At 71.3% G+C, this 20,579-nt stretch carries 18 protein-coding genes; 11 read left to right on the forward strand and 7 right to left on the reverse strand.

All coding sequences use genetic code 11. The features are described from left to right. Positions 1 to 154: 154 nt before the first annotated feature. Both ON21_RS13895 and ON21_RS13900 read right to left on the reverse strand, forming a co-directional pair. Complete coding sequence (locus tag ON21_RS13895) at positions 155 to 4,783, reverse strand: cation-translocating P-type ATPase (RefSeq protein ID WP_086006414.1); 4,629 nt, start codon at positions 4,781 to 4,783, stop codon at positions 155 to 157. A 92-nt stretch (positions 4,784 to 4,875) separates the two neighbouring features. After that, positions 4,876 to 6,066, reverse strand: a complete 1,191-nt coding sequence (locus tag ON21_RS13900; protein ID WP_039798251.1) for an alcohol dehydrogenase catalytic domain-containing protein — start codon at positions 6,064 to 6,066, stop codon at positions 4,876 to 4,878. A 180-nt stretch (positions 6,067 to 6,246) separates the two neighbouring features. Between ON21_RS13900 and ON21_RS13905 the strand changes: the two genes are divergently transcribed. Together ON21_RS13905 and ON21_RS13910 are read left to right on the forward strand one after the other, a co-directional pair. Then, a complete protein-coding gene (locus ON21_RS13905) occupies positions 6,247 to 7,710 on the forward strand; it encodes an aminotransferase class I/II-fold pyridoxal phosphate-dependent enzyme (RefSeq protein ID WP_039798252.1) in 1,464 nt (487 codons plus the stop codon). Between the two features lie 34 nt (positions 7,711 to 7,744). After that, the gene (locus tag ON21_RS13910) at positions 7,745 to 8,356 is read left to right on the forward strand and encodes a flavodoxin family protein (RefSeq protein WP_039798253.1); all 612 of its coding nucleotides are present in this window, start codon (positions 7,745 to 7,747) and stop codon (positions 8,354 to 8,356) included. A gap of 53 nt (positions 8,357 to 8,409) precedes the next feature. Here ON21_RS13910 and ON21_RS13915 read toward each other — a convergent pair whose 3' ends face one another. Continuing rightward, complete coding sequence (locus tag ON21_RS13915; RefSeq protein WP_039798254.1) at positions 8,410 to 8,910, reverse strand: hemerythrin domain-containing protein; 501 nt, start codon at positions 8,908 to 8,910, stop codon at positions 8,410 to 8,412. A 135-nt stretch (positions 8,911 to 9,045) separates the two neighbouring features. Here ON21_RS13915 and ON21_RS13920 point away from each other — a divergent pair, with 135 nt between their 5' ends. After that, positions 9,046 to 9,534 (forward strand): CinA family protein, encoded by a 489-nt coding sequence (locus tag ON21_RS13920; RefSeq protein ID WP_039798255.1) that lies wholly within the window; start codon positions 9,046 to 9,048, stop codon positions 9,532 to 9,534. A gap of 7 nt (positions 9,535 to 9,541) precedes the next feature. On the opposite strand, the gene ON21_RS13925 is transcribed toward ON21_RS13920, so the two are convergent. The 4 genes from ON21_RS13925 to ON21_RS13940 all read right to left on the reverse strand — a co-directional run bounded on the left by ON21_RS13925 (position 9,542) and on the right by ON21_RS13940 (position 11,876). After that, positions 9,542 to 9,751, reverse strand: a complete 210-nt coding sequence (locus ON21_RS13925) for a CDGSH iron-sulfur domain-containing protein (RefSeq protein WP_039798256.1) — start codon at positions 9,749 to 9,751, stop codon at positions 9,542 to 9,544. After that, positions 9,729 to 10,382: a HemK2/MTQ2 family protein methyltransferase gene (locus ON21_RS13930; RefSeq protein WP_083880600.1), complete on the reverse strand. Its 654-nt coding sequence runs from the start codon at positions 10,380 to 10,382 to the stop codon at positions 9,729 to 9,731. Before ON21_RS13930 ends, ON21_RS13925 begins: the two co-directional genes overlap by 23 nt. A gap of 31 nt (positions 10,383 to 10,413) precedes the next feature. Continuing rightward, positions 10,414 to 11,427, reverse strand: coding sequence for an iron-containing redox enzyme family protein (locus ON21_RS13935; RefSeq protein WP_373281129.1), 1,014 nt, complete (start codon positions 11,425 to 11,427; stop codon positions 10,414 to 10,416). Between the two features lie 113 nt (positions 11,428 to 11,540). After that, positions 11,541 to 11,876 carry a histone-like nucleoid-structuring protein Lsr2 gene (locus tag ON21_RS13940; RefSeq protein WP_039798258.1) on the reverse strand — a complete coding sequence of 112 codons (336 nt, stop codon included), beginning with the start codon at positions 11,874 to 11,876 and terminating at the stop codon, positions 11,541 to 11,543. 535 nt (positions 11,877 to 12,411) lie between these two features. Here ON21_RS13940 and ON21_RS13945 point away from each other — a divergent pair. From ON21_RS13945 to ON21_RS13980, 8 genes are all read left to right on the forward strand, one after another. Continuing rightward, positions 12,412 to 13,098 carry an ATP-binding cassette domain-containing protein gene (locus ON21_RS13945; RefSeq protein ID WP_051020778.1) on the forward strand — a complete coding sequence of 229 codons (687 nt, stop codon included), beginning with the start codon at positions 12,412 to 12,414 and terminating at the stop codon, positions 13,096 to 13,098. Further along, positions 13,095 to 14,300, forward strand: coding sequence for an aminotransferase-like domain-containing protein (locus ON21_RS13950; protein ID WP_051020779.1), 1,206 nt, complete (start codon positions 13,095 to 13,097; stop codon positions 14,298 to 14,300). The genes ON21_RS13945 and ON21_RS13950 overlap by 4 nt, the downstream gene beginning before the upstream one ends. 222 nt (positions 14,301 to 14,522) lie before the next feature. Further along, the gene (locus tag ON21_RS13955) at positions 14,523 to 15,662 is read left to right on the forward strand and encodes an ABC transporter substrate-binding protein (RefSeq protein WP_157170835.1); all 1,140 of its coding nucleotides are present in this window, start codon (positions 14,523 to 14,525) and stop codon (positions 15,660 to 15,662) included. Between the two features lie 7 nt (positions 15,663 to 15,669). After that, positions 15,670 to 16,695, forward strand: coding sequence for an ABC transporter permease (locus tag ON21_RS13960; protein ID WP_063821068.1), 1,026 nt, complete (start codon positions 15,670 to 15,672; stop codon positions 16,693 to 16,695). Beyond that, positions 16,689 to 17,540 carry an ABC transporter ATP-binding protein gene (locus ON21_RS13965; protein WP_039798259.1) on the forward strand — a complete coding sequence of 284 codons (852 nt, stop codon included), beginning with the start codon at positions 16,689 to 16,691 and terminating at the stop codon, positions 17,538 to 17,540. The genes ON21_RS13960 and ON21_RS13965 overlap by 7 nt, the downstream gene beginning before the upstream one ends. After that, entirely contained in the window at positions 17,537 to 18,961 is a 1,425-nt protein-coding gene (locus ON21_RS13970) for a PLP-dependent cysteine synthase family protein (protein ID WP_051020781.1), read from the forward strand. Before ON21_RS13965 ends, ON21_RS13970 begins: the two co-directional genes overlap by 4 nt. Next, positions 18,958 to 19,656 carry a YcnI family copper-binding membrane protein gene (locus ON21_RS13975; RefSeq protein WP_039798260.1) on the forward strand — a complete coding sequence of 233 codons (699 nt, stop codon included), beginning with the start codon at positions 18,958 to 18,960 and terminating at the stop codon, positions 19,654 to 19,656. The genes ON21_RS13970 and ON21_RS13975 overlap by 4 nt, the downstream gene beginning before the upstream one ends. Beyond that, positions 19,653 to 20,579, forward strand: a 927-nt coding sequence (locus ON21_RS13980) for a copper resistance CopC family protein (RefSeq protein ID WP_174372165.1), incomplete at its 3' end; no start/stop codon positions are given. The genes ON21_RS13975 and ON21_RS13980, both read left to right, overlap by 4 nt.

A 20,579-nucleotide genomic window follows, 5' to 3' on the forward strand; every position in this document is an offset into this window, starting at 1 on the left:
CCTGGACTTGGGGTTTTCGCGCCCTGGGCGACCGGATGCCAGGCGTCCGGGTCGCCGCGCGGCACGCCTGGGCGGTCTTCTCCGATGGTCGGTGCAGCGGGATGGGCGGCTCTGCCCGAGGGCGGGGTCGGTCGTCAGGCGGGTACCCGGGCGGTCAGCCGCCAATCAGCGCGGCGCTCTCCTCTGATTCCGGCTCGGGCCGCAACCGCGGAAGCAGCACCGCGGCGGCGGTGGCGGTGGTCGCGCACGTGGTCGCGATCCCCCAGCCGACCGGATCCAGCGGGCGGCAACCGAAGTAGCCGCACAGACCCGGTGTCATCACCACCGCGCCCAGCACCGCGCCACTGGCGGCCGTGGTGAGCCACACCAAGGGGCTGCGGTAGCCCGAGACCAGCGTCTGACCCAGCTGCGTGCCGATGAGCGCGACCAGGCCGATGGTGGCGGCGCGCCGCTGCGTGCCGGTCATGCGCCCGAGGGTCCAGGCGACCGACGCACTGGTGGCGGTGGCGACGCCGCGGACGCCCAGCGTGTGCAGCAGGTCGGGCCCCAGGCGCGCCGGCGGCAGTTCGGCCAGCCGCTCGGCCGCCCGCTGCGCCTGCGCCTGCGGGTCGTCGCCGTCGTCGGGATCGACCGCGTCCCGCTCGCGCGAGAGCGCGAGCGCCATCGCGGGGAACATGTCGGTGAGCATGTTCACCAGCAGGAACTGCCGGGTGCCCAGTGGCGCCTGGCCGCTGACGGCGGTGCCGTAGAGCGTGAAGGCCACCTCGCCCGCGTTGCCGCCGACCAGCACGCCGACGGCGTCGGTGACCCGCTGCCACATGCCGCGGCCTTCGACCAGGGCGTGCAGCAGCACCAAGGGGTCGGGGTGGGTGAGCACCATGTCGGCGGCGTTGCGTGCGGCGACCGAACCCTGTGCGGCCAAACCGATTCCGACGTCGGCGGTGCGGATCGCGGCGGCGTCGTTGCTGCCGTCGCCGGTCATGCCGACCACGTGGCCCGCGCGGCGCAGCGCCGCCACGATACGCACCTTCTGCTCCGGGCTGACCCGGGCGAAGACCGTGCCCTGTTCGATCAGTTCCGCCCGCGCGGTCTCGTCGAGGCGGTCGAGGTCCGCGCCGGTCACCACCTCCCCCGCCTCGATACCGAGCTGGCGGGCCACCGCCGACGCGGTCACCGGGTGATCGCCGGTGATCATGCGCACGCTGATGCCGTTGCGCTGCAACGCGGTCACCAGCGGCACCGTCTGCGGGCGGGGCGCGTCGGCGAGGCCGATGAACCCGAGCAGGCTGAGTTCGACGACCGCCGCCTCGACGTCGTCGGGTTCGGCAGGCAGGTCGCGTCGGGCCACCACCAGCACCCGCAGGCCCTGTTCGGCGAGATCGCGGACCACCTGTTCGGCGCGTTCGCGCACGCCCTCGTCGAAGGGCTGGTCGAGCTCGCCCACCCGCACCTTGGTGCAGCGCGACAGCACGACTTCCGGCGCGCCCTTGACGATCAGCCGCAGTTTGCGCGTGGTGTGGCCGAGGGTCGCGGCGTAGCCGCGGTTGGATTCGAATGGAATCTCCTCGATCGCATCCCAGCGGCGGGCGTCCGCACCGAGCGCCTCCTCCGCGGCTTCGACCACGGCGCGGTCGGTGGCGTGCAGGATCGGGCCCTCGGCGGGATCGGGGCAGGCGCGGGCCGCGGCGCGCAGCAGACGGTGCGCGTATTCGGCGTCGGCGTCGGGGGACCACTGGTCGTGGAGGTCGGCGAGGGTGGTCAGGCGCAACCGCCCCTCGGTCAGCGTGCCGGTCTTGTCGAAGCACAAGGTGTCCACGCGGCCGAGCGCCTCGACGGTGCGGCTGGCGCGCACCAGCACGCCGTGGCGTGACAGCCTGCGTGCGGCGGCGAGTTGGGCGACCGTCGCCACCAGCGGCAGTCCCTCGGGGACCGCGGCGACGGCGACCGCGACGCCGTCGGCGATCGCGGTGCGCAGCGGCCTGCCGCGCAGCATGCCCAGTCCGGTCACGATGCCGCCGCCGGTCAGGGTCAGCGGCAGGGCGCGGTCGGTCAGCCTGCGCAATTGCGCCTGCACGCCACCCTTCTCCGGCGGGATCGCGCCGGCGGCGGCACGGCCGGCCTGGGTATCGGCACCGACGGCGACGACGATCGCCCGCCCGGTGCCGTTGACGACGGTACTGCCTTCGAAGACCATGCAGGCGCGATCGGCCACCGCCCGGCCCGGGGTGGCCGCGACCTCCTTGTCGACGGTGATCGACTCGCCGGTGAGGCCGGATTCGTCCATTTCCAGGTCCTCGGCGCGCAGCAGCCGCGCGTCGGCGGGGACCACGTCCCCGGCCCGCAGCACGATCACGTCGCCGAGCGCGAGCACGTTCGCGGCCACCCGATGCTCGCGCGGTTCCTCGGCGTCGAGTTCGGCGCGATCGATCACGCGGGCGCTGAGTTGTTCCCCCTCGAACAGGCGATACAGCGCGTCCTCGGCGCGCTGGCGCTGCCAGGCGGAGACCAGCGCGTTGACGCCGAGCACCGACGACAGCAGCACCGCGTCCGACGGCGCGCCGAGTACGGCGGTGGCGACCGCGCCGACCCCCAGAATGGGGGTGAGCGGATCGGCGAGTTCGCGGCGCAGCTGGCCGGCGAACGACGACGCCGACGCGACGACGCTCGCGCCGGGGATACGAGCGACGCGGCTGGGCTGGGCGCGCTCGGTCACCGGAACGGGCTTCGGCAACCGGCTCAGCACCTCCTCGGGCTCGAGGGCATGCCAGGGCAGCAACGGTGCGAGCGTGGCCGGTGGGGCGCTGCGGGCCGAACGCCATCCGGTGAAGGCGCCGGTGAGCAGGCCGGTGTAGTGGGCGACGGTCATCGGCGACGAGCGGCCCGCGCTGTCGGGGGCTACCGCGAGCAGCAGACCGCCCAGCGCCGCTCCGGACAAGGCCAGTGAGCGGCCGCGCTCGCTCACCTGGCGGGCCGGAGCGATGGCGGCGAGGACGCGGTCGGCCTGCGCGAGGTCACGACAGACCGCGTCGGCGGTCCACGGCATCTGCAGCGCATTGGCTTCGCGCACGGCCAGACCGATCGCGACATCGGCATGGGCCAGCGCCTTGTGCGCGCGCGGGCTCAGCACGGCGACGACGTGGCCGTCCTTCTGCAGTGCGCGCACCAGCCCGCTCATCGACGTGGACGGGGAGACGAATTCGTCTGCCATCGAGCGTAGTTCGGCAGCGTCGGCGCCCGCGGCGAGGGTGATGCGCAAGCCCGCGCTGCGCGCCCGACCCAGCAGCGCGTGTGCCCGCCGGTCGAGTTCCCGGCCGACCAGCACGCGTCCGACCGGTGTTCCGTTGTCGTGGAGTTCGCGCCACACGGGGCGGCGCGTCACACCGTCGTCGGGCCTTCCGGTCGCGGGGTGCACCAGTCGGCGGTGGCCTCCGGTCGACAGGTAGCGGCCGGTGTCGTCGGGCTGCTGGTCTTCCCGGCCGTCGGCGGTCTCGTGCTCCCACAGCAGGCGCTGGCTCGCGCTCCATACCTCGGCGACCGTCCATCTCGGGTCGGTCGCTTCGGCGTCGAGAACCAGACGCCGCGCGGTCAGCAGCGACTCTCCATCGATGACCAACGCCGACAATCGATCCAGCCGCCGCCACACCCGTGGGTGCATCGTCAGCACACCCGCCCGGCTCAGCATCGTGGAGACGAGCGCGCCGTAGGCTTCACGGCTGGCCCGCGCCGCCTTGGGCGCTCCCAGCTCCAGCGCGTCGGCCGCGCCGAACAGGCCGCGTCCGCCGAGGACGGAAGTGACCGCACCCACCAGCGCGCCCGCGGCCGTCTCGTCGGCGACCCGTTCGATCGGTCCCTGCGGCATGTCGACCACACGGTCGGGCGGGGACAGCGGAACACATACTTCCGCGGGGCGGCGGTCGATCTCGGCCTCCCAGTCCTGCCACTGCACATAGCGGGTCAGCGACTCGGCCAGCGTGAAACCGCGGTGTACCGCGTCGATCACCAGATTCGCCGTGCCCGCCGCCGCGGTGTTGCCCAAGGCGTTGCCGATCGCGTTCGCCGTGGTCAGCACCAGATCGGTCCGTGGACGGCCGAGCTGCTCCTCCAGCCGTTTGCGGAGGCGGGGCTGGGTGTCGACGAAGGCGGCCGCCGCGCGCAGCACCCGGGCGGGCCCGCGCAACGGCAGCACCGCACCCACCGCGGACAACCCGATCGCGCACACATCGCCCGCGACTTGGATCCCCGCCGCCAGCAACGGCTCCCGGTCCCCGGGGTGCTCGCAGCCGCGGCTCCAGTCCAGATCGCCGACCGCGGTATCGGCCTCGACGGATTCGATGGCCGAGACCAGGGCGGGCAGATCCGCCGCACCGTGCTCGAGAGCGGCGACGATGCGGCCGGTCACCGCGTTGACCCGCCACCAGCGCACATCGCGGCGGCGATCCAGGGTCCGGTGCAGCGCCTGGGTGACGTCTTCGCTCTTGCCGGAGTCCAGTCCGCGCACCTCGACCGTGGCCCGGTCCTCGTAGAGCGCCACCCGGCGGCGCGACCGCAGCGCATGCGGATCGACCAGCGCCGCCAATTCGTCGCGCAACTCCTCGTCCCGGCCCAGGTTCAGCAGCGACACACCCGCCCGCGCGCCCGCCGCCACCGCCTGCACCGGCGCCTGCGCCGCTCTGGTTCCCAGATCGACGGCCTTCTCCACGCTCGCGCGGGCCACTTCCGCCGCAACGGAGGTCGGCGCCTCGAGCCACCACGGTGAGACGACTCCGCGTAGTAAGAAGCTCATACACGGCAGCTACCCAGGCATGGACTCAGCAAACCGGCACGGCCGCGGTCTCGGGCGCCGCGGCCGGGCCAGGTGCGGACCCGTCGGGCCGGTCAGTTCGCGGTCGGGTCGAGCACGATCTTCACCGCACCGTCGGTCTTCTGCTGGAAGGTGGCGTAGGCCTGCGGCGCGTCGGTCAGCGGGAGGCGATGGGTCGCGAAGGTGTCCACACCCAGCGGGTCGCCGTCGCGCAGCAGCGGCGTGATGTCCTCGACCCACCGTTTGACGTTCGCCTGGCCCATTCGCACCTGGATCTGCTTGTCGAACAACACCCGCATCGGCAGCGGGTCGAGCATGCCGCCGTAGACGCCGATCACCGAGATCGTGCCACCGCGGCGGACGATGTCGATGGCGGAGTGCAGCGCCGCGAGCCGGTCGATGCCCGCGGTGTCCATCACCTTCTGGGCCACGAAATCCGGCAGGAACGCCGCCGAGCGCTGAGCCGCCGACGCGATCGGCGACCCGTGGGCCTCCATCCCCACCGCGTCGATCACCGAGTCGGTGCCCCGGCCGTCGGTCCACCCGCGGATGATGTCGCCGAGCGGCTCGTCGACGGCGTCGAGGTCGATGACCTCCACGCCGCGCTCGGCCACCCGCGCCAGCCGCTCGGGCACCCGGTCGACACCGATGACGCGATAGCCACGGTGCGCGGCGACCCGGCAGGCCATGTCCCCGATCGGGCCCAGACCCAGCACGGTCACCGATCCGCCGTCCGGGACTCCGGCGTATTCCACCGCCTGCCACGCCGTGGGCAGCACGTCCGACAGGTACAGGAAGCGGTCGTCGGCCGGCCCGTCGGGCACTTTGATGTGGGTGGCGTCCGCGTGCGGCACCCGCAGGTACTCGGCTTGGCCGCCGGGCACCTGACCGTAGAGCTTGGAATAGCCGAACAGCGCCGCGCCGCATCCGTACTCGCGGACCTGCGTGGTCTCGCACTGGGTGGGCAGGCCGGTCCGGCACATGTAGCAGGCGCCGCAGCTGATCTGGAACGGGATGACGACGCGGTCGCCGCGTGCCAGCCCGGCGACGGCCGAACCGGTCTCCACCACACGTCCCATGGGTTCGTGGCCGAGGACGTCGCCGTTGCTCATATAGGCGCCGAGTACTTCGTACAGGTGCAGGTCGGATCCGCAGATCCCGGTCGAGGTGACCTCGATGATCGCGTCGGTCGGGGCCTCGATCCGAGGATCGGGCACCGTCTCCACGGCGATCTTGCGTCGTCCTTGCCAGGTCACTGCCTTCATCCGGGAGGCTCCTTCGTCGAAGTCGGTGTTTGTCACCGTCCTACCCGGACACCTGGGCCCGAAACGATCGCGCCGGGGTCTGCCCGAGCGACGCGGGGTGGGCAACACCGCAGGCCACGGCGCGCGGGGCGGGCGGTATGCCGGATGTGTGCCGCCGCCGATTCGGGGTAGGCGGTAGCCGTGGACCATTCACGAGCTCCTCTGCTGGAAGCACTTGCCGACTACCACCGGCTGGGCCGGTACGGCTTCACGCCTCCCGGGCATCGGCAAGGACGCGGAACCGACGAACGCGTCTTGGACGTGATCGGCCGGGACGCCTTCGGATCCGACGTGCTGGCCGTCGCCGGGTTGGACGACCGGCTCTCGCGTGGTGGCTATCTGTCGCGCGCCGAGGCGCTCATGGCCGACGCGGTGCGCGCGGAGACGGCGTTCTTCTCCACCTGCGGCAGTTCGCTGTCGGTGAAGGCGGCCATGATGACGGTGGCGGGCGGCCACGACGGCGGCCTGCTCGTGGCGCGCGACAGCCACAAATCGGTCGTCGCCGGCCTGATCTTCTCCGGCGTCCAGCCGCACTGGATCAGCCCGCGCTGGGATGCCGAGCACCATTTCGCGCACCCGCCCTCGCCGCGGCAGGTGTCCGAGGCGTGGGACGAGCACCCCGATGCCGCGGGCGCGCTGATCGTGAGCCCGAGCCCCTACGGCACCTGCGCGGACATCGCGGGCATCGCCGAGGTCTGCCACGCGCGGGGCAAGCCGCTCATCGTCGACGAGGCGTGGGGCGCTCATCTGCCCTTCCACGACGACCTGCCGACCTGGGCGATGGACGCCGGGGCCGACCTATGCGTGGTCAGCGTGCACAAGATGGGCGCCGGATTCGAGCAGGGCTCGGTATTCCACCTGCAAGGCGATCTGGTCGACCCGATCAGGCTCAGCGAGTGCGCCGACCTGCTGATGACCACCAGCCCGAACGTGCTGGTCTACGCCGCGCTCGACGGCTGGCGCAGGCAGATGGTCGAGCGCGGGCAGGAACTGCTCGGCGCGGCGCTGCGGGTCGCCGAACAGGCCAGGCGCCAGCTCGCCGAGATCCCCGGCATCGAGGTGCTGGAGGACGAACTGCTCGGCGTCGAAGCCTCGCACGACCTGGACCGACTGCAGGTCCTCATGGATGTGTCCGGCACCGGGGCCAGCGGCTATCAGGCCGCGGACTGGCTGCGTGAGCACCGCCGCATCGACATGGGATTGAGCGATCACCGCCGGTTGCTCGCCACGCTGTCCCTCGCCGACGACAAGGACACCATCGACACCCTCGTCGACAGCGTCGCCGCTTGGCGCGACCAGCTGACCGATCCGCAGCCGCCCCGCATCCAGCTGCCCGGACCCGAGGACCTGCAGCTCGAGTCCGTGATGCTGCCGCGCGACGCGTTCTTCGCCCCGGTGCAGACCGTGGACGCGCACGAGGCCGTCGGACGGATCGCCGCCGAGCAGCTCACCCCCTACCCGCCGGGCATTCCGGTGGTGGTGCCCGGTGAGCGCATCGACGCCGCCGTCGTCGACTACCTGCGCACCGGACTCGACGCGGGCATGAACGTGCCCGACGCCGCCGACGCCCGGCTGCGCACGATCCGGGTCGTCGCCAGCGATTGAACCGAACATATTGTGGCTCAGGAGGTTTCATTACATGGCCGGACCGACCGCGCTCGCCTTGGTGTGCACGCTGAAGAAATCACCCGCCGAGTCCAGCAGTGACGTCATCGCCCGGCAGGTGCTCGACGAGCTGGCCGGGCACGACGTGCAGGGCACGGTGCTGCGGGTGGTGGACTACGACGTGCTGCCCGGAGTGACCACCGACGAAGGCCACGGCGACCAGTGGCCGTCCATCCGCGAACGGATCGCGGCGGCCGACATCCTGCTGGTCTCCACCCCCACCTGGGTCGGGCACATGTCGTCGGTGGCGCAGCGGGTGCTGGAACGCTTGGACGCCGAACTATCGGAAACCGACGACGCGGGTCGTCCCGCGATGGTCGGCAAGGTGGCCGCGGTCGCGGTGGTCGGCAACGAGGACGGCGCGCACAAGATCGTCGCCGACCTGTATCAAGGGCTCAACGACATCGGCTTCACCATCCCGGCGCAGGGGTGCACGTACTGGAACGACCAGGCCATGGGCGGCACCGACTATCAGGATCTCGACTCGATCCCGAAAGCCGTGGCCTCGGCGACCGCGGCGCTGGCCAGGAACGCCGCACACCTGGCCAGAGTGCTGGGCGCCCAGCAGTACCCGCCTGCCGAATGATTCCCGCACGGTCGCGCCGGCACCTCCTTCGGCGCCGGCGCGACCGCCCCGGGTCAGGCCAGCACGGCGTCCACGGCCTTCTTCAGAGCCGAGGGCTGCGCGGGCGAGGTCGGCGCCTTCTTCCTGAGTTCTTGCAGCCGCGCCCCGATCTCCTGGAGTTGCTTGCGCCCCAGATGTTCCCGCACCTTCGGGAACCACTCGTTCTCCTCCTCGTCGATGTGGTGGTCGACGTTCTCGATCAGCACGGTGGTCTTGGCGGTGAAGTGCTCGTCGTCGGGTTTCATCAGCGCCAACTCGCTGACCAGCACGTCGGCGACGTGGTGCTCCTCGTAGGACTCCAGGATGTCGTCCTCGAGTTCGGGCACGAGCTTGCGCACCTCGGGGTACATGCACTCGTTCTCGAGATAGGTGTGCACAGTGAGCGCCTCGATGATCTTGTTCACCACTCCCGCCTTGGTCCGGATGGCGTCGTCGCCCGCTTTCTCGAACTCGCGGAAGAGTTTTCGGATCGCCTTGTGGTCCTCGCGAAGCAGCACGATCGCGTCGGTGGTCATCGTTTTCTCCTAGCGTCGGGGCCGGTTCTCTGCCGACATTCCCGGCTCCGCCCCGCCGAAACCGCGGCGTCCACCGTGCGGCGCGACTTGTCGCCGGTCGTATGGTGAGCCGCACGCAGCACAGAAAGGACGAATATGTCCCACGCGGACGACTACGCACACGAGCTGGCCGAATTGGCGCAGCGCACGGAGATCACCGTCGCGGTCGCCGAATCGCTCACGGCGGGCCGGCTGTGCGCCACCTTCGGCGCCGCGCCCGACTCGTCGGCGTGGTTCCGCGGTGGCCTCGTCGCCTACAGCACCGAGGTCAAGCAGACCGTTCTCGGGGTGCCCGACGGGCCGGTGGTGTCGCAGCCCGCGGCCGAAGCGATGGCCACCGGAGTCCGGGGCCTACTGAAAGCCGTTGTCGCCGTTGCTGTTACCGGTGCGGGCGGTCCTGATCCGCAGGACGGACAACCACCGGGCTCGGTCTGGTTCGCGATCGCCACCGAACACGACGTGCGCGCATGGCACCGTCAGTTCGACGGGGAACCGGAGGACGTGCTCGAGCAGACCATCGCCTGCGCGATCGAGGCGCTGCTGGGCACCGTGCGCGATCTGCACACGGTCCGTTCGCCCGAGTGACCCCTGGTCAGGGCGTACGACGGTGCTTGCGGTGGCTGGTGTCGCAGAACGGGTAGTTCTTCGAGCGCTTGCACAGGCACAACGCCACCAGGAACCGGTCGGACCGGACCGTCCGGCCGTCCGCGGTGACGAACTCCACCGGGCCCTCGATCAATGCGGGGCCGTCGGCGGTGAGTGTCACTCGCCGCCACTGCTCATTGCCGGATTCGGTCGGCACGGATCACCACCAGATCTTCCATTCGCTGGCCGGGCTCGATCAGCCCGGCCGATTCCAGCCAGTCCGCGCGGCGGCGCAACACCGGTCCGAACGGCACCGTCGCTCGGGCCACCACGGCGGCCTTCAGCTCCCGCTCGCGCAACTGGGTGAGTGTCGTATCCGGGTCGGACAGCGCCGAATGCACGATCAACGCGACACCACGCGATTTCAGCAGGGTGGGCAGCGCAACGCACAACTGGTCGAGAACCTCCCTGCCCCCGGCTCCCGCGTTCCACGCACGAGCGATGCCCCGGCTGCCTGCCCCGTCGGGAGCCGGGACATACGGCGGGTTGGCCAGCACCAGATCGAACCTGCGCCCACCGAGGACTTCGGCGAAATCACCGCGCAGCACCTCGGCATCGATGCCGCGCAGCCTGCAGTTCATCCACGCGGACACCACCGCGGCCCGGGACACGTCCACCGCCGTCACCTTCGCGGCTCCGGTGTACGCGGCGGCGACGGCCAAAGCGCCGGTGCCGGTACACACGTCCAGCGCATGCCCGCCGCGCGGAATGCCCGCCTCCGACAGAGCATGGACGAGCAACCAGGTGTCCAGCTGCGGAGGATAGACGCCGGGAGGTCGAATCAACATCACATTCGGCGAATAGCCCGCTGAGCGTTGCTCAATCACCCGGGCCGCGATCGCCGAGCGCTTCCCGCAACGAGGTGCGGCCCGCGTGCCAGGCGTCGAGCACATGATCGGCGAATCGGTCCTCGAGCAGGTTCGTCACCTGGATACCGAACGCGACGGACTCGGTCAGTTCGGGTTCCCGCCGCAGCAGGTCGCCGATCACGCCGGTGCGCATGACCTGCTCGTGCACCGCGTCGGCTTCGACGTGCTCGCGATAGAACAGCACACACGCCGGGTCGGCGTCCAAACGCCGCAACGCCTCCACCAGACGCTGCGCACCGGGCGGCGAGGTGATCTCCACCGTGGCGAAATGGCCCACCAGCGCGCCCCGCCACGACCGGTGCAACCCGAACAGCGACATCATGTTCATCAGCGCGAGCATCGGCGCGGGGACCACGTCCAGATAGTGCAGGTAGTCGGAGTTCAGGCCCGCGCCCGCCAGCAGATCGGCGTACAGCTGCGCGTGCACGCGCTCGCCGCGCCCACCTCCGAACTCGTCGAACTCCACCGCCACCAGCGACGCCTTGGCCTGCCCGCGCAGCCGGGGAATCACCCAGGCGTACGGATCGGCCTCTTTGTGGTGGTAGATCGAGCGGTGCACGAAGTACTCGCGCATCTGCCACCATTCGCCCTCGTCGCGCAGGAAGCGGGTCAATCCCTCCGGATCGGCGGGCGTCACCAGCAACTGGTCGAGTTCGGTGTCCAGGTCGGCTCCGCCGGGCACATCCGCGCGCAGCGCCTGCAGGAATCGCTGTTCCAGCGCAGCGCGCAGCCCCAGCAGGCCCGGGTCCCATTCCCATCCCGCATCGACCGCCGGAAATCCGTGATAGTGCAGCTCGTAGCAAGTGTGCAGCGCCAGATGCAGATCCTCGCCGTACGGGTCCACCGAGCCCGGCACCGGCACGGAACCACCCGGTTCGCCGCGCAGCAGCTCCACCACTGCCTCCGACAGCTCGCCGCGCGGAGAGGGCAGCTGTTGCTTCGAGGCGCCTGTCATGACCGTCATACCGGTCGCTTACCCAGCCGGGCGCCGTTATCGCGGCGCCGAGCGGAAAGAAAAGCCGTGGCCGTCCCCACGGAGCGGGGACGGCCACCGATCGAGACCAACAGTCCCGTGAGCTACCCGTTCGCCTTCTTGTACGCCTCGACGACCTCGGCGGAGATCCGTCCACGCGCCGAGACGTCGATGCCGTTCTTGCGTGCCCACTCCCGGATCACCGTGGCCTGCTCCCGATCGGTCGCCGACCGCAGGACACCGCCGCGGCCGCGACGCGCACGGCCGACCTTGCGGGCATACGGAACCCATTGTTCGAAGAATCCGCGCAACTGACCGGCATTCTCCGTCGACAAGTCCATCTCGTAGGCCACGCCGTCCACGGCGAAAGACACGGTTTCCTCGGCCTGAGACTTGCCGTCGTAGTCATCGACCAGTGTCACGACGACCTTGCGTGCCATAGAGATGATCCCTTTCGCGGTTACCGAGCGCGTACAGTCGAAAAAACAATCGTAGCCAGTAGATAACAGATCGGATCCGCCCGCGGAACACCGGGGTCCCCTGCCGGCGCGCGGAACGCGACGCAGCGAACGATTCGCCGCGGGCGGCCGCTGCGCCATCACATAGTGCACGCGCACGCGGCCGATCGGCAAACGCCGCCTCGACTGCGCCCCGACGGCGGCGCGGACCTACCGCCTGGCGAACGAGGCGGGCGGGCACTTCCCCACTCCGCGGCGACCCGACACGATCACCGCGCGGGCGGCAACGACGTCGGCGGAGTCCCCTGCCGGGCGCAGCTTTCACTAAATCTGAACGATTCCGCAAGTCCAGCTTTGTTGTTCCCGCCTCGGCCGTTGTGCACACTTCACAGGGGATCGCGGGTGCGGTCCGTATGCGCGGAGCAGAAAGGAGCGGTGCATGAGCGATCGGTGTTCGATGTGCGGCCGCTCGACGCATCGGAGGCGGACCCGAATCGCGATCGGCTGTTGTCGCTGAGTGATCCGCCGCGCCCTCGGCGCGGCACCCGCAATTCGCTGTCCCGGCGTCCGGGTTCGCGCGCATCCGGACACCGGAGTGGAGGAGTACGAGGGCGTCGCGCTCGCACAGCTGGACCGGGCGGCGGCCCGGCGCTGGCGGCGTGCGGTGCAGTACGTCTTCCAGGATCCTTACGGCGCGCTCGATCCGCGCCTGAGCGTCGAGCAGTCGATCGCCGAACCCCTCCAGCTCAACGGGGTCGACCTGCGCGGCGCCACCGTGCCCGCACGGGTGCGCGAGCTGCTGGCCGAGGTCGAGTTACCCGTGTCCTACGCCGGGCGGCTGCCGCGGGAGCTCTCCGGTGGGCAGTTGCGGCGCGTCGTCATCGCGCGGGCGCTGGCCAACGACCCGCGGCTCATCGTGGCCGACGAACCGGTCTCCGCGCTGGACCTGTCGGTGCAGGCCCGCATCCTGCGCCTGCTGGAGCGGCTGCGCCGCGAGCGCGGGCTGACGCCGGTGTTGATCTCGCACGACCTCGCGGTCGTCCGTTTCCTGTGCGACCACGTCGTGGTGCTGGAGCGGGGCCGCGTCGTGGAAACCGGCGCCACCGAACAGATCTACACCGCACCGGCGCATCCCTACACCCGGGCGCTGCTGGCCGCGGTGCCCGGCAAATCCATCGAAGCCTCCGAAGGAGAACACCCGTGACCCCTACCATCGCCTCCGGATTCGACGCCGCCGCCGTGCTGTCGCGGCTCGGTGCGCGCGAATCGTCCCTCGGCGGCTTCGGTCCCGCCGCCACCGGCGTGCGCGCCGACGCGATCCGCCTGCTCGGCGGTGTACCGGCGAACGAGGCGCTGCCCGTGCGGCAGCTGCGGCGCGCGTTCGAGGAGACGCTGTCGGACCCGTCCACCTCGACGACGGCGCTGCAGTACTCGGTGGCGCCGGGAATCGAGCCGTTGCGCGAATGGGTCGCCGCGCGCGAAGGGACCACCGCCGACCGGGTCCTGATCACCAACGGCGCGTTGCACGGCCTCAGCCTGCTGTTCGGCGCGCTGCTCGACCCCGGCGACACGGTGGCGGTGGAGAGCCCGACCTTCCCGCTCGCGCTGCGGGTGCTCGGCCAGCACGGGGCGCAGGTGGTTTCGGTGCCGGTCTCGGCGAACGGCTTGGACCTCGACGGCCTCGACCGGCGTCTGCGTCACGGGCTGCGGGTGAAGCTGCTGTACCTGATCCCCGACTTCCAGAACCCCACCGGGTCCACCCTGCCCGCCGCGGACCGCGCCCGCGCGGTGGAACTGGGTGAACGCCACGGGTTCCTCGTCGTGTCCGACAACCCGTACCGTGACCTGCGGTTCGCGGGCGAGGCGGTGGCGGATCTGAGTCTCGGCAGCGAGGCCGTGGTCCGGGTCAACACGTTCTCCAAGACCCTCGGTCCCGGCCTGCGACTGGGTTGGATCGTCGCGCCGCGGTGGCTGGTCGCGGTGCTCACCCGGCTGCGCGCCAACACCGATCAGCACTCGTCGCTGCTCACCCAGACCGCGGTGGCGCGGCTGGTGCGCACTCCCGGCGCGTTCGACGAGATTCTCGCGCGGGCGGGCGACATCTACCGGGAGCGGTCGGCGGCGCTGACGGACGAACTGCGCCGCACACTGCCCGAGTCGGTGGAGTTCACCGACCCGCACGGCGGAATCTTCCTCTGGGTCAAGGCCACCGACCCGGAACTCGATCTGGCGGCCGTGCAGGCCCGTGCTCGCGCGCTCGGCACGGACTTCTCCCTCGGCCGCTACTTCGACCCCGACGGGGCGGTGCGCTACACCGACCGCCTGCGCCTGGGATTCAGCAACAACTCCGCCGAGGACCTCCGTACCGCCGTGCAGCGGATCGCGGCGGCCTTCGCCGGGGAATGACCGGCCGCACACCGAATCGCCGGGACATCGCGCGGTCCCGGCACGCCGGTGCGCACAGCGGCGTGGCGGCCGAATTCGATCGCGCTGACTCGAAACCTGTTTCCGCACAGGCGGCCCTGGGAGTCTGAGAGCCTCCGGCGCTTCGGCTGATCGGTGGTGCCCGGCCTGCCGGAAATCTCGGGCGCGACGAACCGTGGGCCAGCAGGGAAAGGCATGGAGCACATGGCAGACAACGACGATCGCCCCGCCCCGGGGCAGGGCGGCGAGCCGGACGACGCGCTCACCGCGCCGACGGGCTCCACCGCGCCGGTGGATCCGGAGGAAGAGGATCTGGAAGCACCAGCGGAACCCGACACTCCGGCCCTGTCCCGGCGCAAACTGTTCGCCGGCGCGGGCATCGCCGCGGCCGTCGTCGCGGGCGGCGGACTGGCCGCGTGGCTCACCACACGCCGTACTCCTGGCGCAGGCGGGGTGAACCGCGCGCTGAAGATCGGCTACGGCGGCGGTGTGTGCGAGGCGCCGCTGTATGTGGCGCATCACCAGAAGATCTTCGAGAAGCACGGATTGGATGTGCAGATCGTCAAGACCGGTGGCGACGAGATCAAGGACGCCGTCGGCGCGGGCAAACTCGACGCGGCGCCGGGCATCTTCTTCTCCTGGCTCAAACCGATCGAGCAGGGCATCGACGCCAAACTCGCCGCCGGGCTGCACGAGGGCTGCCTGCGCATCGTGGTGCCCACCGACAGCCCGATCAAGTCCGTCGCCGAGTTGCGCGGCAAGCCGATCGGCGTCGGCGCGATCGGCGATTCGGCGATGTCGTTCTTCTCCCTGGACCTGCTCGACGCGGGCATCAACCCGAGCGAAGACATCGACTGGCGGGTCTTCGCGGCCGACCAGCTGACCGACGCGCTGGTGCGTGGTGACATCGCCGCGATCGCGGCCAGCGATCCCAACGGCCTGCTGCCGACGCTCAAGGGCAAGGCGCGCGAGCTGACCAACAATTCCCGAGGCGCCAACCGGCAGCTCTACTGCTGCGCGACCGCGATCAACGGGCGGCTGCTGCGCGAGGACCCGGAGGTGGCGCGGGCGCTGGTGACGGCGTGGGCCGAGGGCAGCCGGTGGGCGGGAGCCAATATCACGCAGACCGCGGCCATCGAGGTCGACAACAAGTACGTGGCGGCGGATCAGCCGACCATCGAGGCGATCTTGAAGACCTACGGGTACAACCCGTCGGCGGCGCGGCTCAAGAGCGAAATCACCCCCGGGATCGCGAAATTCGCCAAAACCGGATACCTCGACCGTAAGACGGATCCGAACGCGCTGGCCGACAAGGTCTACGCGGATCTGGGGCTGAACTGGTGACATCGCGATGACGACAACCGCAGACGCGGCCGTGCGGTCCGATGCCACCGCCGCGGCGACGCGACCGCCGGGAGCCGGGGTGCGACGTTATCCGCCGACGCTCGGCTTCGCCCTCGCCTGGGCGGTATGGGCGCTGACCGCCGTGGTGACGCTCGCGGTCCCGGACGAAATCGACGTCGCGGCGCCGCTGGCCGCCGGGCTGCTGTTCACCGCCTGGACTGCCGCGCTCACGGGGTGGGCGGCCTACGCCTACCGCGACCGCGCGGCCACGCTGCGCCTGCGGTACTGGACGCCGTGGATCGCGGTGCTCGGGGCCTGGGTGCTGTTCTGGGAATTCGCCACCGCCAAGACCGGATGGCTGCAACCGCCGCATTTCGCGTCGCCGCAGCAGATGTTGCTGGTGTTCTACAGCGACGCCGGTCTGCTCGCCTCGAGCACATGGCATTCGATGCTGTTGCTGGCGGTCGGGTTCGTCATCGGCGCGGTGGCGGGTCTGAGCACCGGTATCGCCCTCGGCTGGTCGAAACTCGCCGCCTACTGGGGCAATCCGGTGTTGCAGACCGTCGGCCCGGTGCCGGCGGGCACGCTGCTGCCGGTGGTGCTGGTGTTGTTCCCCACCACCTACAGCGGCAGCGTCTTCATGGTCGCGTTCGGCGTGTGGTTCCCGGTGGCGGTGCTCACCCGCGCCGGCATCGCGGGGGTCGCGCGCGGCTACTTCGACGTCGCGCAGACCCTCGGCGCGTCCAAGCGTTTCCTCGTCTGGCGGGTCGCGGTGCCCGGTGCGCTGCCGAGCATCTTCACCGGGCTGTTCATGGGTCTGGGCGCCTCGCTGGCCGCGCTGGCCGTCGCGGAGTTGCTCGGCGTGAAGAACGGTCTCGGCTGGTACATCCAGTGGACCAAGGGGTGGGCGGCCTATCCGCGGATGTACGCCGCGATCGTGATCATGGTGGTGGTGTGCCGCACGCTCATGCTGCTGTTGTTCCGCGTCCGCAACCGCGTGCTGGCCTGGGAGAAGGATCTGGTGCGATGGTGAGCGGCGAAGCTCGCGGCAGCGCGGTCGAGATCGACGCGGTGTCCCATCAATTCGCGGTGGCGGGTCCCCGCCCCCGTAACCTCGTCGAGCGCTTGCTCGGGCGGCAGGCCCCGGAACGGACCCGCGCGCAGCAACTCGGCCGTCTGCGGGTGCTCACCGACGTGTCGCTGCGCATCGAAGCGGGGCAGTTCGTGGCGTTGCTCGGGCCGTCGGGCTGCGGCAAGTCGACGCTGCTGCGGTTGCTCGCGGGACTGGAGCGGCCGTCCCGTGGCGTGCTGCGCGCCGACGGCGCGCCGATCGACGGCCCTGATCCGCACCGCGCGTTGATGTTCCAGGATCCGACGCTGTTCCCGTGGCGGACCGTGCAGCAGAACGTCGCGCTCGGACCGCAGGCCCGCGGCACCCTGGCCGAGGACCGGACCCGGGTGACCGAAGCCCTGACGCTGGTCGGTCTCGACGGGTTCCGCGACGCGTATCCGGCGCAGCTGTCCGGCGGGATGGCGCAGCGGGTGGCGCTGGCGCGAGCGCTGGTGAACCGGCCGCGGCTGTTCCTGCTCGACGAGCCTCTCGGCAAGCTCGACGCGCTCACCCGTGCCACGCTGCAGACCGAGATCACCCGGCTGTGGCAGGAGGACGGGTTCACCGCCGTGCTGGTCACCCACGACGTCGACGAGGCGTTGCGGCTGGCGGACCGGGTGGTGGTGTTCTCCGCCCGGCCCGGCAAGGTGGTGCGGGACGTGCCGATCGAACTCCCCAGGCCCCGCGCCCACGATGATCCGGAATATCTGCGGCTGCGGCGGGAGATCCTGCGGCTGCTCGGCGAGACAGGCAGGGCCGTCGCATGACCGCAATCCACCCCCGCACCAGCGGGCTGTTCGACTCCGTCACCGACGCGATCGGCAACACCCCGGTGGTGCGGCTGAACCGGGTCACCGAGGGCATCGCCGCGACGGTATACGTCAAACTCGAGTACCTCAATCCGCTGGGCAGCGTGAAGGACCGGGCCGCGCGCTCGATGATCGATGCCGCCGAGGCCTCCGGCGAACTGCGGCCCGGCGGCACGGTCGTGGAAGCCACCTCCGGCAACACCGGGATCGCGTTGGCGGCCGTCGCCGCGACCCGCGGCTACCGCACGATCGTGGTGGTGCCCGACAAGACCAGCGCCGAGAAGCTCGCCTTGCTGCGCGCCTACGGCGCGCAGGTGCGGGTGACCCCGGGCGGGCGGCCGGCCGGTCATCCCGAGCACGTGCGCACGGTCGCGGCCCGGCTGGCGGCCGAGATCCCCGGCGCGTGGTTCGCCGGGCAGTACGACAACCCCGCGAATCCGGCGGCGCACCACCGGACCACGGGTCCGGAGATCTGGGCGCAGACCGGCGGGCGGGTCACCCACTACGTCGCGGGCGTGGGGACCGGTGGCACCGTCACCGGCGCGGGCGAATACCTCAAAGAGGTGTCCGGCGGCGCGGTCCGCGTGATCGGCGCCGATCCGGAGACCTCCGTCTACGGCGGCGGCGACGGGCGGGCCTGGTATGTCGAATCCGTCGGGCACTACCGGCATCCCGATACCGAGGACGACCAGTGGCCCACCTCGTATCACCCCGGCGTCGTCGATCACATCGAGCGGATCGGTGACCCGGAGGCGCTGGATGTCCTGCATCGCCTCGCCCGCGAGGAGGGGCTGCTGCTGGGCGGATCGTCGGGAACCGCGATCGCCGCCGCCCTGCGGGTGGCGCGCACACTGCGGCCGCAGGACGTGGTGGTGGTCATCGCCCCCGACTCCGGTCGCTCCTACCTGACGAAGTATTTCGACGACGACTGGCTCGGTCGTTTCGGCTTCGCGCTGCGCGAGCCGGTGACCGGGCCGACGGTGGCCGACGTGGTGGGCGAGGTCGCCGGAAGTCCGCGCACCATCCCGTCGGATGCCACCGTCGCGCAGGCACGAACGCTGCTCGGCGCGGCGCCCGCCCTTCCGGTGCTGCTGCGGCGCGACGCGGCCGGACCGGTGGTGGTCCCGGAAATCCTGGGCGCGGCGGCCGCGACCACGCTGGCCGGTGCGCCCGGCGACGACCCCGTCACCGCTCACCTGGCGCCGCCGCTGCCGGTGGCGGGCACCACCGAACCGCTGACCCGCGCCGCCGCCCGGATCACCGGCCGTTCCGGTCCGGTCGTGGTGGCGCACGAAGGGCGGGCCATCACGCTCGTCGACGCCGCGCGGATCACCGACGCCGCTCGGCAATTCCAGGACCAGCAGGGAGATTCGCAGTGAAACGTCTCGCCGCCACGGCCGCGACGGCGCTCGCCGTGCTGTGCGCCGCACCCGGGGTCGCGGCCGCGCACGTCACGGCCGACGCACCGGACGCGATCCCCGGCGGGTACAGCGTGGTCACGTTGCGGGTCCCCACGGAATCGGAGACGGCGGACACCGTGAAGCTGGAGATCGGCCTGCCGCTGGACCATCCGCTGGCTGTCGTGCGCACCGCCACCACACCTGGATGGGATGTGTCGACTCGCCGCACCACGCTGCCCGCGCCGATCGGCAACGGGCACGGCGGCACGGTGACCTCGGCCGTCTCGTCGGTGACGTTCACCGCGCTACCAGGTTCCGCCGTGCGGCCGGGCGAGTTCGGCGAATTCCGGCTGCTGCTCGGTCCGCTGCCGGACGTGCGGGAACTGGTGCTGCCCGCGATCCAGACCTACAGCGACGGCACCGTGGTCTCCTGGATCGAGCGCAGCGCCGACGGAACTCAGGCCGACAAACCGGCGCCGGTGGTGCGTCTGAGCGCCGAGTCCGGGCACAGCGGGCACGAGCCGTCCGCACCCGGCGCCACCACGGCAGCAGCCACGCGATCGTCCGGCGCGCAGCAGGATTCGAGTTCCGGCGGCTGGGCCGGTTGGGTCGCGCTGGTGATCGCGCTCGGCGCGCTGGCCTTGGCGGCGGCGCCGTTCCTGCGCCGCCGGTGAGCCTCCGGGCGCGCGCACTGCTGGCCGGGCTGTTCGCGCTCGCGGCCGTGTCGGTCGGTCCGTCCGCGGTGGCCTCGGCGCATGCCGTGCTCGTCGGCACCGATCCCGGGTACGGAGCGACCGTGCCGGACGCCCCCACCCGCGTGACGGTGCGTTTCGACGAACCGGTGACGGCGGCGGGCGCCGGTGTCACCGTCGCCGACAAGGACGGCCACCGGGTCGACACCGAGACGGTGGCACCGGCCGACGGCGGCCACGCGGTCGTGGTCGGCGTGCGGCCCGATCTGCCCGCAGGCACGTATCTGCTGAGCTGGGTGGTGCTGTCCGCGGACGGTCACACGGTCAGCGGTTCGAGCGTCTTCGGCATCCGGGTGCCGCCCGACCTGACCCTCGGCGACCCGCCCCGCGACCCCGTGGCGGTCACCGCCGACGGGGTGGCGCGCATGCTCACCGCCGTCGGCTATCTCGGCGTGGTGCTCGCGGTCGGCGTACCCGTCGTCGCGTTGCTGGCGTGGCGAGCGGGAACCAGGACCGCGGTGGTGGCACAACTGACCGGAATCGGCGCGGTCACCGTCGCCGCCGTCGCACTGCTCGCGGTGGTGGTGACACCGGCGCGGCTCACCGGCCCCGACGGCTGGGCCGATCCACACGCGTGGGCGCAGGTTCTCACTTCGTCGCCGGGTGTCGCGGCGGTCGTGCGCGCGCTTGCCGGTGCGGCGCTCGCCGCGGGCCGGTCGCGACCGAGAGTGGTGGCCGTCGCGGGCGCGGTGATCGTCGTGACGACAGCGGCCTCCGGGCACGCCATGGCGGGCGCCGCCCGGCCCGCCGCACTGATCTCCACCGCGGTCCACGTGCTGGCGATGGCGTTGTGGGTGGGTGCCGTCGTGCTCGGCGTCGTGGTGCGGCGGCGACCGGACCGCGCC

Source organism: Nocardia araoensis NBRC 100135 (assembly GCF_000308435.1).
Lineage (GTDB): Bacteria > Actinomycetota > Actinomycetes > Mycobacteriales > Mycobacteriaceae > Nocardia > Nocardia araoensis.

Coding starts and splice junctions, on each gene's coding strand:
- ON21_RS13955 (WP_157170835.1), top strand. CDS start 14,523: ATGGCAGACAACGACGATCGCCCCGCCCCGGGGCAGGGCGGCGAGCCG.
- ON21_RS13965 (WP_039798259.1), top strand. CDS start 16,689: ATGGTGAGCGGCGAAGCTCGCGGCAGCGCGGTCGAGATCGACGCGGTG.
- ON21_RS13910 (WP_039798253.1), top strand. CDS start 7,745: ATGGCCGGACCGACCGCGCTCGCCTTGGTGTGCACGCTGAAGAAATCA.
- ON21_RS13930 (WP_083880600.1), bottom strand. CDS start 10,382: ATGTTGATTCGACCTCCCGGCGTCTATCCTCCGCAGCTGGACACCTGG.
- ON21_RS13920 (WP_039798255.1), top strand. CDS start 9,046: ATGTCCCACGCGGACGACTACGCACACGAGCTGGCCGAATTGGCGCAG.
- ON21_RS13935 (WP_373281129.1), bottom strand. CDS start 11,427: ATGACGGTCATGACAGGCGCCTCGAAGCAACAGCTGCCCTCTCCGCGC.
- ON21_RS13940 (WP_039798258.1), bottom strand. CDS start 11,876: ATGGCACGCAAGGTCGTCGTGACACTGGTCGATGACTACGACGGCAAG.
- ON21_RS13960 (WP_063821068.1), top strand. CDS start 15,670: ATGACGACAACCGCAGACGCGGCCGTGCGGTCCGATGCCACCGCCGCG.
- ON21_RS13915 (WP_039798254.1), bottom strand. CDS start 8,910: ATGACCACCGACGCGATCGTGCTGCTTCGCGAGGACCACAAGGCGATC.
- ON21_RS13970 (WP_051020781.1), top strand. CDS start 17,537: ATGACCGCAATCCACCCCCGCACCAGCGGGCTGTTCGACTCCGTCACC.
- ON21_RS13895 (WP_086006414.1), bottom strand. CDS start 4,783: ATGAGCTTCTTACTACGCGGAGTCGTCTCACCGTGGTGGCTCGAGGCG.
- ON21_RS13900 (WP_039798251.1), bottom strand. CDS start 6,066: ATGAAGGCAGTGACCTGGCAAGGACGACGCAAGATCGCCGTGGAGACG.